Origin of the sequence: Polaromonas sp. SP1 (assembly GCF_003711205.1) — a bacterium.
Lineage (GTDB): Bacteria > Pseudomonadota > Gammaproteobacteria > Burkholderiales > Burkholderiaceae_C > Polaromonas.
Map to the genome: position 1 here is coordinate 2,409,862 of NZ_CP031013.1, position 13,037 is coordinate 2,422,898.

10 protein-coding genes are annotated in these 13,037 nt (G+C 63.8%); 5 read left to right on the top strand and 5 right to left on the bottom strand.

Annotation, left to right across the window (positions count from 1 at the left end):
- Positions 1-119 precede the first annotated feature (119 nt).
- Entirely contained in the window at positions 120-1,130 is a 1,011-nt protein-coding gene (locus DT070_RS11460; protein ID WP_122955514.1) for a bifunctional riboflavin kinase/FAD synthetase, read from the bottom strand.
- 173 nt (positions 1,131-1,303) lie between these two features.
- Here DT070_RS11460 and DT070_RS11465 point away from each other — a divergent pair, with 173 nt between their 5' ends.
- Positions 1,304-1,861 (top strand): HNH endonuclease, encoded by a 558-nt coding sequence (locus DT070_RS11465; RefSeq protein ID WP_122955515.1) that lies wholly within the window; start codon positions 1,304-1,306, stop codon positions 1,859-1,861.
- A 15-nt stretch (positions 1,862-1,876) separates the two neighbouring features.
- Here DT070_RS11465 and DT070_RS11470 read toward each other — a convergent pair whose 3' ends face one another.
- The gene (locus DT070_RS11470) at positions 1,877-2,992 is read right to left on the bottom strand and encodes an acyl-CoA dehydrogenase family protein (RefSeq protein ID WP_122955516.1); all 1,116 of its coding nucleotides are present in this window, start codon (positions 2,990-2,992) and stop codon (positions 1,877-1,879) included.
- Between the two features lie 21 nt (positions 2,993-3,013).
- Complete coding sequence (locus DT070_RS11475; RefSeq protein WP_122955517.1) at positions 3,014-4,195, bottom strand: acyl-CoA dehydrogenase family protein; 1,182 nt, start codon at positions 4,193-4,195, stop codon at positions 3,014-3,016.
- Between the two features lie 493 nt (positions 4,196-4,688).
- Here DT070_RS11475 and purN point away from each other — a divergent pair, with 493 nt between their 5' ends.
- Positions 4,689-5,285 carry a phosphoribosylglycinamide formyltransferase gene (purN, locus tag DT070_RS11480; RefSeq protein ID WP_122955518.1) on the top strand — a complete coding sequence of 199 codons (597 nt, stop codon included), beginning with the start codon at positions 4,689-4,691 and terminating at the stop codon, positions 5,283-5,285.
- A 210-nt stretch (positions 5,286-5,495) separates the two neighbouring features.
- Positions 5,496-6,050 carry a fasciclin domain-containing protein gene (locus DT070_RS11485; RefSeq protein WP_122955519.1) on the top strand — a complete coding sequence of 185 codons (555 nt, stop codon included), beginning with the start codon at positions 5,496-5,498 and terminating at the stop codon, positions 6,048-6,050.
- Positions 6,051-6,125: 75 nt separating this feature from the next.
- On the opposite strand, the gene aceE is transcribed toward DT070_RS11485, so the two are convergent.
- Positions 6,126-8,900, bottom strand: a complete 2,775-nt coding sequence (gene aceE, locus DT070_RS11490) for a pyruvate dehydrogenase (acetyl-transferring), homodimeric type (protein WP_122955520.1) — start codon at positions 8,898-8,900, stop codon at positions 6,126-6,128.
- A 119-nt stretch (positions 8,901-9,019) separates the two neighbouring features.
- On the opposite strand from aceE, the gene DT070_RS11495 reads away from it, so the two are divergent.
- Entirely contained in the window at positions 9,020-9,487 is a 468-nt protein-coding gene (locus tag DT070_RS11495) for an Lrp/AsnC family transcriptional regulator (RefSeq protein WP_122957365.1), read from the top strand.
- A 9-nt stretch (positions 9,488-9,496) separates the two neighbouring features.
- On the opposite strand, the gene DT070_RS11500 is transcribed toward DT070_RS11495, so the two are convergent.
- Positions 9,497-11,296 carry a 7TM diverse intracellular signaling domain-containing protein gene (locus DT070_RS11500; RefSeq protein WP_164483747.1) on the bottom strand — a complete coding sequence of 600 codons (1,800 nt, stop codon included), beginning with the start codon at positions 11,294-11,296 and terminating at the stop codon, positions 9,497-9,499.
- A 316-nt stretch (positions 11,297-11,612) separates the two neighbouring features.
- Here DT070_RS11500 and DT070_RS11505 point away from each other — a divergent pair, with 316 nt between their 5' ends.
- Complete coding sequence (locus DT070_RS11505; protein ID WP_122955522.1) at positions 11,613-12,995, top strand: esterase-like activity of phytase family protein; 1,383 nt, start codon at positions 11,613-11,615, stop codon at positions 12,993-12,995.
- The last annotated feature ends 42 nt before the right edge of the window (positions 12,996-13,037 follow it).

Below are 13,037 nucleotides of genomic sequence, written 5' to 3' on the forward strand. Positions count from 1 at the left end.
GAATGCTTTTGGAATGCTTTGTGAGGGCAGCCTGAAGAGGCCGGCCCGCCGGAAATACGGTGGGGATAAAGCCGCTCGCCGGGCGGAAGGCAGGGCGAGCGCAGAGGCGACGAGATCGTCTAAATTCGGTCGCGCGTGGTCTGGCGGCTGGTTTCCGTGTGCATGGAGGCAAAAAACGCCCGCGCCTCGTCGCAGTCCTTGGCGATGCCTGCTTTCAGGCTGTCCAGGCTGTCGTACTTCAGTTCGTCGTGCAGTTTATGAAGCAGTTCCACGCGGATGATTTTACCGTATGCCCCCTCGGGCCCAAGGCTGGCGGGCCATTCGAGGCAATGGGTCTCCAGCAGCACCCGCCCGCCATTGACGTCGGCCGGGTCCAGCGAGGGCCGGATGCCCAGGTTGGCCACGCCGGGAAGGGGCTGGCCGGCCAGGCCGTGCACCTGCACTGCAAAAATCCCGCTGGCGGCCGGTTTCCAGTGCGAAAACCGCAAATTGAGGGTGCGAAAGCCCAGGTCGCGCCCCAGTTTGCGGCCGTGCACCACATGCCCGGAGATGCTGTAAGGCCGCCCGAGCAGGGCGGCTACCCGGTCCATCCGGCCTTCGGCCAGCGCCTCCCGCACGGCGGAGCTGGACACCCGAAGCCCGCGCACTTCGTAACTGTTCATGCGGGCGACATCAAAACCCAGGCGGTCGCCGGCGGCGTCCAGCATGGCATAGTCGCCCGCGCGCTTGGCGCCAAAACGGAAATCGTCGCCCACCAGCACGTATTGCACGCCCAGGCCTTTGATCAGTACATCTTCGATAAACGCTTCGGCGGGCTGTGAGGCCAGCGCGGCGTTGAAGGGCAGCACCACACACTGGTCGATGCCGCAGCGCGCCAGCTCGGTGAGCTTGTCGCGCAGCGTGGCGATGCGGGCGGGGGCCAGTTCGGGTTTGTGGGCCACACCGGCAAAGTAGTCGCGCGGATGGGGCTCAAAACTCATCACGCAACTGGGCACGCCGCGGTGCTGGGCTTCGTTCTTCAGCAGGGCCAGCATGGCCTGGTGGCCGCGGTGCACACCGTCGAAGTTGCCGATGGTCAGGGCGCAGTGCGCCGCCAGCTGGGGATGGTGGTAGCCGCGGAAAATTTTCATGGGGCAATTATCGTTTTTGTAGCGCCCGGGCCCGGTCGGCTGGGGCCTGAACGTGGTTAATGCGGGATTTGGGCCGCTTTGTCATCATTTCACTGTATATTGATACACAGTCAGCCCACCCAGTCAGCCGAACGCTGCGTTTCACGCGGCATCCACCATGATGGAGGTTCGTTTTGAAGGTCTTGAAGCTCTCAGCCCAGGGATTGCCGCAATCCTGGATCAGCCTTGAACAAGCCGTGTTGCACTACGCGGCCGACGAGGTTCGCTGGGAGATGGGCGCTCGGGTTGTCACCTTCCATGGCGGCCACAACGCCATCACCGGTGAGCAGTCGATCATCACGGTCAACAGCATCATCGGCACCAAGGGCGTGCCCAACATCAACCCGTTTGACCTGAAACCAGGCCTGACCAACGGCAAGCTGTTCGCCCGCGACCGCAATGTGTGCGCCTACTGCGGCGGGCACTTCCATGAAGAAGACCTGACGCGCGAGCACATCATCCCGTTTGCCCAAAAAGGCATAGACACCTGGATGAACGTGGTGACCGCCTGCCGCGCCTGCAACCACCGCAAAAGCAGCCGCACGCCCGAACAGGCCCACATGCCGCTGCTCTACACCCCTTATGTGCCCAGCCTCTGGGAAGACTTCATCCTGCGCAACCGCCGCATCCTGGCGGACCAGATGGAGTTCTTGATGGCGCATATCCCGAAAACGTCACGCCTGCACGGGTGACGTTTCGGTAACGGTTCAGGCAAAGACGCCAGCGGTCTCCTGCATCCGCTCCGACACCTCGCCCAGGTGGTGCAGCGTATCGCCAAACGTCATTTCCAGCTGCGTCAGCTTCTTGAAGTAGTGGCTCACGATGTATTCATCCGTCACGCCGATGCCGCCGTGCAGCTGCACCGCCTGCTGGCCCACAAAGCGCATGGACACCCCCAGCTGGTACTTGGCGCGCGCCAGCGCACGGGTGCGCTCGTCGGCCGGGGCGTTGAGCTTGAGTGAGGCGTAGTAGCTCATCGAGCGCGCCAGCTCCAGCTGCATCTTCATGTCGGCCACGCGGTGGCGCAGCGCCTGGAAGCTGCTGATGGCCACGCCGAACTGCTTGCGGGTGTTCATGTACTCGACGGTGATGGCCAGCGTCTTGTCCATCACGCCCACGGCTTCGGCGCAGGCGGCGGCGATGCCGATGTCGACGGCGTGCGCCAGGGCCGTCAGGCCGTCCAGCGTGATCAATGCGGCCGGTGCGTCTTTCAGCGTCACTTCCGCGGCGCGGCCGCCGTCTTGTGTGCCGTAGCCGCGGGTCGTCACGCCGGCTGCCGTGCGCTCAACGAGGAAGAGCGCCAGCTTGCCGTTGGCCATGGCCGGCACGATGAAGGCGTCCGCCTGGTCACCCGCCGGCACTATGCTTTTTGTAGCAGTCAGTGCATATGCACCCTGGGCTGCAGCCGCTTTTGCTTCACATTTTTCAAAGTCGTAACGGGCGGCGCGTTCCTGGTAAGCCAACACCACCAGCGCTTCACCCGCGGCGATTTTCGGCAGCCAGGCGGACTTGACGGCCTCCGGTGCGTAGCCGGACAGCACGGCGCCGGCAATCAGCGTTTGCGCAAAAGGTTCCAGCACAATGCCGCGCCCCAGCTCTTCCATCACGACCATGCCCTCTACCGGGCCCATGCCCAGGCCGCCGTCGGCTTCGGGGATGTAGAGGCCGGTCAGGCCCAGTTCGGCGATCTGGCCATAGGCCTCGCGCGAGAAGCCGCCCGCCTTGGCGATGCCGCGGCGGCGTTCAAAGTCGTAGCCCTTGTCGACCCATTTGCGCACGGCGTCGCGCAGTTGTTCCTGGTCGTCGGTGAAATCGAAATCCATGATGCTTTCCTTTAAACCGGTTTAACCGAGAACGACTTGCGAGACGATGTTGCGTTGCACCTCGTTGGAGCCGCCGTAAATCGTGGTCTTGCGCATGTTGAAGTAAGTGGAGGCTAGCGGTGCATCGCCGGGCAGGCCGCCGGGGAAGTCGCCCTGCCAGCCGGCTTCCATGGCTTCTTCGATAAAGGGCAGGCTGAAGGGGCCGGCGGCCAGCATCATCAGCTCGCTGTAGCGCTGCTGGATCTCGCTGCCGCGAATCTTGAGCAGGCCCGCGATGTCCAGCGAGTTCTTGCCTGATTTCTCGGCCGACAGCACGCGAAGCACCAGCATTTCCAGCGCCACGACGTCGACTTCGAGCTTGGCGATTTCGTCGCGAAAGCGTTGGTCGTCGTACACGCCTTCAGCCTTGGCGATGCGCTTGAGGCGCTCGAGCTCGCGCTTGGCGCGGTTCACGTCGGCAATATTGGTGCGCTCGTGGCTCAACAGGTGCTTGGCGTAGGTCCAGCCCTTGTTCTCTTCACCGATCAGGTTTTCGGCCGGCACTTCGACGTTGTCGAACCAGACCTCGTTGACCTCGGCCTCGCCGTCGAGCAGCACGATGGGGCGCACCGTCACGCCGGGCGACTTCATGTCGATCAGCAAAAACGAAATGCCGGTTTGCGGTTTGCCTTCGGTGCTGGTGCGCACCAGGCAGAAAATCCATTCGCCGTACTGGCCCAGCGTGGTCCAGGTTTTCTGGCCGTTGACGATGTATTTGTCGCCCTGGCGTTCAGCCCGGCATTTGACGGACGCGAGGTCAGAGCCCGAACCCGGTTCGCTGTAGCCCTGGCTCCACCAGACTTCGCCGCTGGCGATGCCGGGCAAAAAGCGCTTTTGCTGCTCGGGGCTGCCAAAGGCCATGATCACGGGCGCCACCATCACCGGGCCGAAGGGCACGACGCGCGGCGCGCCGGCCAGCGCGCATTCTTCTTCAAACAAATGCTTTTGCACGGCGTTCCAGCCCGGGCCGCCGAATTCCTTGGGCCAGCCGTGGCCCAGCCAGCCTTTTTTGCCGAGGATCTTGGCCCAGCGCTGCATATCGTCACGCGTCAGCCGCAGGGCGTTGTGCACCTTGTGCGAGATGTCTTTGGGCAGGTTGGCGTGAACCCAGGCGCGTATCTCGTCGCGAAAAGCCTGTTCTTCAGGGGTGAAAGCTAAATCCATGGCGGGTTTGTCTCCAGCGGTTGGCAGGGCCCAGGGCGGGTGGCCTGCAATGTTTTATTTTTAGCACGGTCGTTCGGAATTTTATGTCTCAGGTGGGACATTGGGGTGGGGACCGCCGCAGAAGCCCCGAGTGTCGGTGGCGTTAAGAACCTGCTCACGGTCTAAACGGGGCCGCGTTGGGGTGCAATCGGGATGAGTGGGCCGATCGGGAACGCCGCATGGACTAATGTCCATGCAAGGGCCCGGGTGGCTCAATCGCCCGACCGCCCAGCCGGCCGGCTGGGCGTCGTGCGGCTGCCCCAATGGGGATGCAAACGCGACCGCGTTTGCGTCACCCCAACCCGGAGGGCAAGTGCCTTCTCGGGCGGTCTGCGGCGTTGCGGCGCTAACCCATAGCGGTGCTATGGGCAGCGCGCCGCGCCTTGCACCCCATCCCGAGAAGGCGCTTGCGCGGCCCCGTTTAGGCCGTGAGCAGGTTCTAAACTAGAGGGCTATGCCAAGCGCGAATAAAAACATCGTCATCCTGATCTCGGGCAGCGGCTCCAACATGGCCGTGATCGCCCGGGCCGCCGACAAAGAAGACTGGCGCAGCCGCTGGGGCGTGCAGGTGGCGGCCGTCATCAGCAACAAGCCGGAGGCCGCGGGGCTGGCGCTGGCTAAAAGCCTGGGCATTGCCACCGCGGTGGTGCCGCACACCGCGTTTGACTCGCGCGAGGCCTTTGACGCCGCACTGATGGCGCAGATCGACGTGCACACGCCGGCGCTGGTGGTGCTGGCGGGCTTTATGCGCATCCTGACGCCCGGCTTTGTGCAGCACTATGCGGGGCGGCTGATCAACATCCATCCGTCGCTGCTGCCGGCTTTTACCGGCCTGAACACGCACCAGCGCGCCATCGACGCCCGCTGCACAGTGGCGGGTTGCACAGTGCACCAGGTGACGGCCGAGCTGGACCACGGCCCCACGCTGGCCCAGGCCGTGGTGCCGGTGCTGCCGGGCGACACGGCCCAGACGCTGGCCGCACGCGTACTCACGCAAGAGCATTTGATTTATCCGCAGGCCGTGCGCGCTTTCTTCGAACGCGCCGCCTGAGGTTTTTTCCGCCCGTTCGTGGGCGTTTCTTCGCGCGTGCTTACGCTTTGTTGCCAGCAATGCGCATGCAAAAGTGTTGAGGCTGCATCTGTTTTGAATCCAGCGGGGCTGCACTGCCGTATTCATTACAGCCGCTTGAATCATCCTGATTTCGGCTCACGGCACGACTTCGTTCGGCCTTTTGCTTCAACACGTTTAAAGGAAATTCACATGCAGACAAAACACAAACTCGCGTCCATCGGCGTTGCCATCGCACTGTCGTTCGCGGCCATTCCGTCTTTCGCACAAGTCATGGTGGGCGGTGCGCCCATGCTCGCCAGCAAGGACATCATCGACAACGCCGTCAACTCCAAGGACCACACCACGCTGGTCGCCGCCGTCAAGGCTGCCGGCCTGGTCGACACGCTCAAGGGCCCGGGCCCGTTCACCGTGTTCGCACCGACCAACGCCGCTTTCGCAGCGCTGCCTGCCGGCACGGTCGACACCCTGCTCAAGCCTGAAAACAAGGGCATGCTGACCGGCATCCTCACCTACCACGTGGTGGCCGGCAAGATGGACGCCGCCGCACTGACCAAGGCGATATCCGATGGCAAGGGTTCTGCCTCGCTGAAAACAGTGGCCGGTGGCACGCTGACGGCAAAGGCCATGGGCGGCAAGGTCATGGTGACGGATGAAAAAGGCGGCTCGGCCACCGTGACCATCGCCGACGTCTACCAGTCCAACGGCGTGATCCACGTCGTCGACAAGGTGCTGTTGCCCAAGTAAACAGCGACTGCTTCTTGCCAGGGCCCGTGCGTGGTTTGACCGCGCACGGGCTTTTTGGCGTTTTCGCGTTCTTGCCTACTTTTGATGGAGCATGTGCAGCGCCGCCTTCACGATGCTGTGCGCATCGACGCCGAAAAATTCACGCAGCGCGGCGCGCGTGTCGCTGCGGCCAAAGCCGTCGGTGCCCAGCGTGAGGTAACGCCGGCCTTCGGGCACAAAGGCGCGGATGCTTTCGGGCACCGCGCGCACGTAGTCGGTGGCGGCGATGATGGGGCCGGTGCTGGCTTGCAACTGCTGCGCGATGAAGGGCACGCTTGCCGCGCCGCCGTTGATCGCCTGCTGCTGCTCTGCCGCGCCGTCGCGTGCAAGCTCGCTCCAGCTGGTCACGCTGTACACCGTGGCCTCAATGCCTTGTTCGGCCAGTTGCTGCGCCGCCTTGATCACTTCGGTGAGGATGGCGCCCGAGCCCATCAGCGTCACCGCCAAACCTGATTTTTTAAGCATTTCAGGGCTCTGGCCCTTATCTTGTATGGGCATGTAGCTATTGAATTGATAGCAGCCACGGATAATGTCGGCTTCAACGCCCGCGCGCAAATCAGGCTGCGCGTAGTTCTCGTTCATCAGCGTGACGTAGTAAAAAACGTCTTTCTGCTCAACCATCATTTCCTGCATGCCGCGGTCCAGGATCACGGCCAGCTCACCGGCAAAGGCCGGGTCGTAGGCCTTGCAGTTCGGGATGGTCGCCGCGATCAGATGGCTGGTGCCGTCCTGGTGCTGCAGGCCTTCGCCGCCCAGCGTGGTGCGGCCCGAGGTCGCGCCCAGCAGGAACCCGCGGGCGCGCTGGTCGGCTGCGGCCCAGATCTGGTCGCCCACACGCTGGAAGCCGAACATCGAGTAATAGATATAGAAGGGCAGCATGGCCAGGCCGTGCACGCTGTAGCTGGTGGCCGCGGCCGTCCAGCTGGCCAGTGCGCCGGCTTCGCTGATGCCTTCTTCCAGTATCTGCCCGTCGAGCGCCTCGCGGTAGCTCAGCACTGAGCCGATGTCTTCAGGCGCATAACGCTGGCCCACGCTGGAGTAAATGCCCACCTGCTTGAACAGGTTGGCCATGCCGAAGGTGCGCGCCTCGTCGGCCACGATGGGCACGATCTTCGGGCCCAGCGCCGGGTCTTTCAGCAGGCCGCCCAGCATGCGCACAAAGGCCATGGTGGTGCTCATCTCCTTGCCGTCGGCCGCCAGTGCAAACTGCGCGTAAGACGGCAGGGCCGGGATGTTGACGACCTCGGCCGCCGTCTCGCGCCGCGGCAAATAGCCACCCAGCGCCGCGCGCCTGGCGTGCATGTACTGCATCTCGGCGCTGTCGGCAGCGGGTTTGTAGAAGGCCAGGTTTTTGGCCTGTTCGTCAGACAGCGGCAGGTTAAAGCGGTTGCGAAATTCAATCAGCTCTTCGCCGTCGAATTTCTTCTGCGAATGCGTGGTCATCTTGCCCTGACCCGCGCTGCCCATGCCGTAACCCTTTTTGGTGTGCGCCAGGATCACCGTGGGCTGGCCCTGGTGGTTGGCGGCTGCAGCGTAGGCAGCATGGATCTTCACCAGGTCGTGGCCGCCGCGTTTGAGGCGGTCGATCTGCTCGTCCGTCATGCCCTGGGCCAGGCGCGCGAGTTCTTCGCTCTGGCCGAAGAAGTTGTCGCGGTTAAAGCGCCCGTCTTTGGCGGCAAAGGTCTGCATCTGACCGTCTACCGTCTGCGCAAACGTTTGCGCCAAGGCGCCCGTCAGGTCGCGCGCGAAGAGGCCGTCCCAGTCGCTGCCCCAGACCAGCTTGATGACGTTCCAGCCGGCGCCGGCAAAGAGCTTTTCCAGCTCGTCGATGATGCGGCCGTTGCCGCGCACCGGGCCGTCCAGGCGCTGCAGGTTGCAGTTGACGACCCAGACCATGTTGTCCAGCCCCTCGCGTGCGGCCAGCGTCAATGCGCTCATGGATTCGGGCTCGTCCATCTCGCCGTCGCCGAACACACCCCAGACTTTGCGGCCCGTGCAGTCGAGCAAACGCCGGTGCGTGAGGTAGCGCATGAAGCGCGCGTGGTAGATCGAGCTGATCGGCCCTATGCCCATGGAGCCGGTCGGGAACTGCCAGAAGTCCGGCATCAGATACGGATGCGGGTAGCTGCACAGGCCCTGCGCGCCCTGGCCGGGGGCGGTCAGCTCCTGGCGGTAAAAGCCCAGGTCTTTTTCATTGAGGCGGCCTTCCAGGTAAGCGCGTGCATACACACCGGGCGCGCTGTGCGGCTGGAAGAACACCAGGTCGCCCAGATGTTGCCCCCCACGCTCCTCCACTGCGTGTGAGTCGCTGCCCCCCCGAGGGGGGCTCTCGCCGCTTGGGGCGGCCCGGCGCGGCTCGGCTGGCCCCTTCTGTCGTGCGCGAAAGAAATGGTTAAAGCCGGTTTCAAACAGATCGGCCGCGCTGGCATAACTGGCGATGTGGCCGCCGAGCTCGGCCGAGCCGCCGGTTTCGGCCTGGTTGGCGCGCACCACCATCGCCAGCGCGTTCCAGCGCATCAGCGAGGCCAGGCGCTCTTCCATGGCCAGATCGCCGGGGAAGACGGGCTGCTCGTCGACGCCTATGGTGTTGACGTACGGCGTGGCCAGTTCGGGCTGCCAGCCGATGCGCTGCTTGCGCGCGACGCGGCTCAGCTCATGCAGCATCTCGCGGGCGCGGGCAGGGCCTTGCGTCAGCGCCAGGGCTTCAAACGCCTCGCGCCATTCGGCGGTCTCCTGCGGGTCGGGGTCAGCGGAGGGCGCGGCGTGAGAAGCGGCTTGCATCAGTAAATGGTGGGGTGTGGAGTCGTTCATGGCATCCGTTTGGTGACCGAACCACTGTACGCAGGTTTGCCCGAAAGGTGTAGCTTCAATATCGGGCATAGGCCATATTCAGAAGCATAAAATGCTGTGAATACTGGATTTAAAAGATGATGCAGCTGGATAACCTCGATTTAAAGATTCTGGATGAGTTGCAGCGCGACGGCTCGCTCTCCAATGTGGAGCTCGCGCGGCGCGTGCACCTGAGCCCTTCGCCCTGCCTGGCCCGCGTCAAGGCGCTGGAGGCCGGCGGCGTGATCGACCGCTATGTGGCGATTGCCAATGCGGCGGCGCTGGGCCTGGGCCTGAATGTGTTTATCTCCATCAGCCTGCGCACGCAAAGCAAGGCGTCACTGGCCGACTTCGAGAGCCGCATCGCCGAGCATGACGAGGTGATGGAGTGCTACTTGATGTCGGGCGACAGCGACTACCTGATCCGCGTGGCGGTGGCCGACATCGGCGCGCTGGAAAAATTCATCCTCGAGCAGCTGTCGCCGATTTCAGGGATTGAAAAAATCCGCTCGAGCTTTGCGCTCAAACAGGTGAGATACAAGACAGCGCTGCCGCTGCCGGTGCGCTAACCCTGAACATCAGCGAACGCTTGGCTCGCCGGCCAGCGAGGGATGCGAGGTCTCAATTGCGTTGATCTTGGCCAGCAGGTCTTCACGCCGGCTGCCGTCGCCGCTCGCGGTGCTTGCGGGCTCCAGCGGCGAGTCGACAAACTGCACCGGGCGTTTGGTGCCCGAGGCCATGTGGTGCAGGCGCACGGTGAGCAGGTCCATCACGTCGCCGGCGGCTTGTGTGCCGGGTGTGTCGTGCCAGACGGCGATGTGCAGGTTGAAGGCGCCCGGGTCGCCCAGCTTTTCGCAGGCGCGTATGCAGTCCGCCAGGATTTTGGTGGAGACCTCCGAGAGGGCGGCGCGGCTGATGGGGCCCTCAATCAGCATGAGGAAATGGTTTTCGTCGTGGCGGGCCACCGTGTCCACGTCGCGGGCGGCCCCGCGCAGGATTTCGCCGATGCGGGACAGCGCCGCGCCGCGCTTTTGGTCGCTGGCCTCGTCATGGCTGGGCGCCTGGTTGAGCCAGTGCACCATCAACACGCCGCATTCGATTTTTTGCTTGCGTGCGCGCAGCAGCATTTGCGGCAGCCTGGCTTCCACGATGCGGGGCAGCATCAGGCCGCTGGCCGGGTCGTAGGTCGACAGTGCCGCGCCGCGGTGGTTGGAAAACAGCGCCGCCCGGCTGCGCCAGGCCAGCACGAAGAACACCCAGAGCAGGCCGGCCATCGCCGAGATGACGCCGGCGGCCTGCGCCGATTCGACGTTGAACATCCAGCCCATGTTGTACGAAAGCCGGGCCAGCGCGGCCAGGCCGATCGGCCCCGCGCCCAGCAGCAGCATCAGGTTCCAGGCCTGCCCCCGCACCGAGATCCAGACCAGGCTTCCCAGGATGGCCAGCGTGCTCACTGCCAGCCAGAAATTGCGAAAGCCGCGCGGTACCAAGTCCAGGCTGACGGCCATCGCACAGGCCATCAGCAGGCTCACGCCCGCGACGGTGGCCAGCAGGCGGTGAATGCGCGGGTGGCCGTCCCGGGTGTAGCTGGCCTGGGTGCAGAACCACGCGGCGGCGGCCATGCTGACCGTGGACGAAACCCAGCCCATGACCTGGTTGAGGTGCACGCTGTGCGGCCAGATGCGCCAGCCGCCATAGCCGATCAGCACCAGCTGCGTGAACATCAAGGTCACCACGACGACGCCGAACCACAGGAACACCTTGTTGCGCGCCATCGCGAACGCGCCCAGGCAAAGGCCCGTCAGCAGGGCAAAGATGCCCCACATGAGGCCGATCACCACGCCCACACGCGAGGCGCCGTCGATGTATTCAATCGGCGTGAGCAGCATGGGCCGCTCGGTGATGGGCCGGCGGTTTTCAAACCGCAGGTAGTAGCTTTGTGGGGATTCGCTGTGCGACTGCAGCTCAAAACTGGGGACGCGTGTGCGCAAGTTCCAGTTGGCGGGTGCAATCGCCTCACCCGCAGACTGCACCTGCCAGTTGCCCTGCGCGTCGCGCGCATACAGGCTCACCTTGTAGAGGACCTGGCCCGGCAGGCGGATGTACCAGGTCTGCAGCTTGTCGGTGGCGGGGAGGGCAAAGCGGGCCCAGGCCTCCTGTGTGGCGGAGGTGGGAAGAATGGTGTCGTCCGTGTAGGGCTGGAAGTCCGGCTTTGGCGCCGCACCGGTGGCGGCCGCGCTGAAGGCGTCTGGCGAGGCGATGGAGCCCATCGGCGCCGCCACCCATTCCAGGGGCTGGGCCAGCACAATGCTCAGGCTGTCCGGATAGAGGCGGTCAAAGACCTGGGCATGGCCAACGCCGAAAAAAGCCGAGAGCAAAAGCCCGAAGAAAACGCGCGAACAAGCCTTTTGTAACATTCGTATAGCTTATGGCAAAAGTTCCAGCGTGCGAAGGACAGCGGGAATGAGGGCTACGGTAAAGGCTACGGTAAAGGCGGCGAGGGCATGAGCAGTTTCATGCTGTTTGAGCGTTGTGTGGAGGGAAGGTGGAACCCCACTGTACGGAGTTGAGACATCTTGTAACGGATGGGGGCCGTGTTTTTGTCGGGGTTTTCCGCAACGGGATGAGCAGGCATGTCATCGCCCCGTCACACCGGCTGGCGACCATGCGTCTTCCTTCAACCCCGGATGACACATGCCTTCATTTGACCTGGGCGGCCGCACTGGCCTGCTTTCTTCCTTCACGCTGGCCCTGCTGGCTTGCTCTTTCCCCGCAACGGCACAAACCGCCGCACCCACCGCATTCCCCGCCACGCTGGCCGGCCACGTGGTGATGCCCGCCAGATCATTTATCGCCGCACCCAAGGACGCGCCGCAAGACCTGCAGGTCAGCGGCAAGTTCACCAACGGCAAGCGCACGGAAGCGCTGGGCACGGTGGAAGGCCTGTCTGCCGGCCGGCCCACCGGCGTTTCCGTGCCCTTCAAGGGCCAGCCACTGCAAGGCCACTCCGGTATCAAAAAAATGCCAGACGGCAGCTTCTGGATCCTCACGGACAACGGCTTCGGCGCCAAGGCCAATTCGCCCGACTCGATGCTGTACCTGAACCGCTACAAGGTCGACTTCAAGGGCGGCTCCATGAAGCGGCTGGAGACGGTTTTTCTGCACGACCCCGACCTGAAAGTGCCGTTTCGCATCGTTCATGAAGGCAGCAAAAAACGTTACCTCACCGGCAGCGACTTCGACACCGAGAGCTTCCAGTTTGCCGGTGGCGCGCTCTGGATCGGCGACGAATTCGGCCCCTTCCTGATCAAGGCCGACCTCAAGGGCAAGGTGCTGGCGGTGTTTGAAACCCAGGTGGACGGCAAGGTCGTGCGCTCCCCCGACCATCCGGCCGTCACCACGCCCGGTGCGCCCGGCGGCGCTGTGGACTTCCAGGTCAAGCGCTCCAAGGGCTTCGAAGGCATGGCGTCGTCCAAAGACGGCAGCAAGCTCTACGCCCTGCTCGAAGGCCCGGTGTGGAATGCCGAGGCCAAGGACTACGAACGTGTGGCCGGCAAGGAGGCTTTGCGCGTGCTGGAGTTCGACGTGCAGGCCGGCAAGTGGAGCGGCCGCTCATGGATGTACCCGCTGGAGGCCAACGGCAACGCCATCGGCGACTTCAACATGATCGACGCCACCACCGGCCTCATCATCGAGCGCGACAACGGCGAAGGCACGGCCGACAAGGCCTGCCCCGAAGGCCAGAAGCGCGCCGACTGCTTCCACGACATTGCCAAATTCAAGCGCGTCTACAAGATTGAGATGACGGACGCCAATGTGGGCGGGCCGGTGCGCAAGGTCGGCTACATCGACCTGCTGAACATCGCCGACCCCGCGAAACTCGCCCGCAAGCCGCTGAACGACGGCGTGCTGAAGTTCCCCTTCTTCACGATTGAAAACGTGGACGTCGTGGACGCGACGCACATCGTGGTCGGCAACGACAACAACCTGCCGTTTTCGACCAGCCGCGAGCCGAACAAGGCCGACGACAACGAGCTGATCGTGCTGGAAGTCGGCGATTTCCTGAAATCGAACTGAGCCGCCGGGAAGCGCCGGATGCGCATATCGCTATAAATTTGA